General features: G+C 67.1%; 2 protein-coding genes. Both read left to right on the plus strand.

All coding sequences use genetic code 11. The annotated features are described in order from the left end of the window. The first annotated feature begins 481 nt into the window (after positions 1-481). Positions 482-1,147 carry a DUF4232 domain-containing protein gene (locus GWI24_RS43655; RefSeq protein ID WP_210951555.1) on the plus strand — a complete coding sequence of 222 codons (666 nt, stop codon included), beginning with the start codon at positions 482-484 and terminating at the stop codon, positions 1,145-1,147. 217 nt (positions 1,148-1,364) lie between these two features. Continuing rightward, positions 1,365-2,045, plus strand: a 681-nt coding sequence (locus GWI24_RS43660; protein WP_210951556.1) for a DUF899 domain-containing protein, incomplete at its 3' end; no start/stop codon positions are given.

The raw sequence follows: 2,045 nt of genomic DNA on the forward strand, positions 1-2,045 counted from the left end.
CCTCGGTTGTGGTGGGGGCCTGTTGGTGCGGTCAGTGTTGGACCGGCGCCGTAGGGTGTCAACAGTTTCCGCAAGAATTACGGAAACTCTGCTGTGGATGGTGATCTCTTGAGAGGGAGTATCTCCTGTTCAACGCCTCTCCTCATTGGTCGAATCTAGAAAAGATCGTTGAGAGGAAAGAGATGAGAGATCATTTCCGGGATCTCTTCATCGAAAGTTTTCGGAGCCCTTCCGGATCAATTCAGCGCCTGTGGGGCCCGGTCAGGCAAAGAGGGCGATGCGGTACATGTCATAACTCGCCCCTACAATCGCGCGGGTTCGTTCCACAAGGGCGGTCGGGACGACCAAGCGCGAGGTCAGAGCACTGCCAGACCGTTAACAGGGCGTTAGTGACGCGGCAGTAGATCGTCAGCGGCAGCGGACAGTCTTGTTGTCACGGCCCCGGAGGACGGGGTCGAAGCCCACGACAACAGGGGGACTGATGTCGCGCCGCACCACCACTCTTCGCCATGGACGCAAGGTCGCCGCCGCGGCGGTCGTCGCTGTCGCCGCGTTCGGCCTGACCGCGTGCCAGGACAACACGGACGCCAGCGGAAGCTCGCCCTCCTCGGCCGCGAGCGACTCCTCGGACTCGGGCTCCTCGGGCTCCGGCTCGTCCGGCTCGTCCGGTTCCGGTTCGTCGGACGGGGGCTCGTCGGGTTCGGCCGGAGGCAGCCAGGGCAATGGCGGCGCGGGCGGCGGTGGCGGCGCCGGTGCGGGCGCCTGCAAGACCTCGCAGCTGGGGTTCAGCAGCTCGCACGGCATGGGCGAGGGCACCCTCATCGTCAACCTCAAGAACACCGGGTCCGCCCCCTGCACCCTCCAGGGCTTCCCCGGCGTTGACCTCAAGAGCAAGAACGGCTCGATCAGCGCCGAGCGCAGCGACCTCGCGGCGCCGAAGACCAAGGTCAGGCCGGGCGAGGAGACCCGCTTCACGCTCTACTACCCGCCGAACAACTCCGGCGGCAGCGGCGAGACCTTCACCACCCTCGTCGTCACCCCGCCCAATGAGACCCACGCCCACTCCCTCCCCGTGAGCATCAACGTCCCCGTCACCGATGGCTCCGGCTCCGCCATCAAGGTGGACCCGGTCGGCACCGGCAAGTAGGCGCACACCGTCGCAGGGATCTCGACAACGACAGACAGCAAAGCATCCCCGGGCCGCTGGCCTGGGGCTTTGCTATGAGCAACGAGACTGCCTGATCGATCGAACGTTCAACTTCTGGCGCACCGGCGTGCGCCCTCGCCCACGACGGCCGACCCTGGATGGCGGGGGCGGTGGAGCGTGGACCGGACCGGAACCGGACTGGAAGGTGAACGTCACGATGGAGACACCCCCGATCGTTTCGGCGCAGGAGTGGGAGGCCGCGCGCCAGCGGCTGCTCGGGGAAGAGAAGCAGCTGACCCGCGCCCGTGACGCACTGGCCGCCAAGCGTCGGCGGATGCCGTGGCTGGCGGTGGAGAAGGCGTACGCGTTCGACGGACCCGAGGGCAGGGTGAGCCTGCTCGACCTGTTCGCGGGGCGTCGTCAGCTGATCCTCTACCGCGCCTTCTTCGAGCCCATCGTGTACGGCTGGCCCGAGCACGCCTGCCGCGGCTGCTCCATGGTCGCCGATCACGTCGGCCACCTCGCCCACCTCAACGCCCGCGACACCACCCTCGTCTTCGCCTCGCGCGCCCCGCAGCCGGAGATCGAACAGGTGAAGGCGCGGATGGGCTGGACGATGCCCTGGTACACGATCACCGACGACTTCGACGCCGACTTCGACGTGGACGAGTGGCACGGCACGAACGCGTTCATCCGCGACGGCGACCGCGTGTTCCGCACCTACTTCATCAACGCCCGCGGCGACGAGGCGCTGGGCAGTACCTGGAGCTACCTCGACATGACCGCGCTCGGACGGCAGGAGACGTGGGAGGACTCGCCCGAGGGCTACCCCCAGACCCCGCCGTACGAATGGTGGAACTGGCACGACGCATACGGCGACCCCGAGCCGGCCCCGGAA

The sequence above is a fragment of the Streptomyces sp. MK37H genome, assembly GCF_018035285.1.
Classification (GTDB): Bacteria; Actinomycetota; Actinomycetes; order Streptomycetales; family Streptomycetaceae; genus Streptomyces; species Streptomyces endocoffeicus.

Coding starts and splice junctions, on each gene's coding strand:
- GWI24_RS43655 (WP_210951555.1), top strand. CDS start 482: ATGTCGCGCCGCACCACCACTCTTCGCCATGGACGCAAGGTCGCCGCC.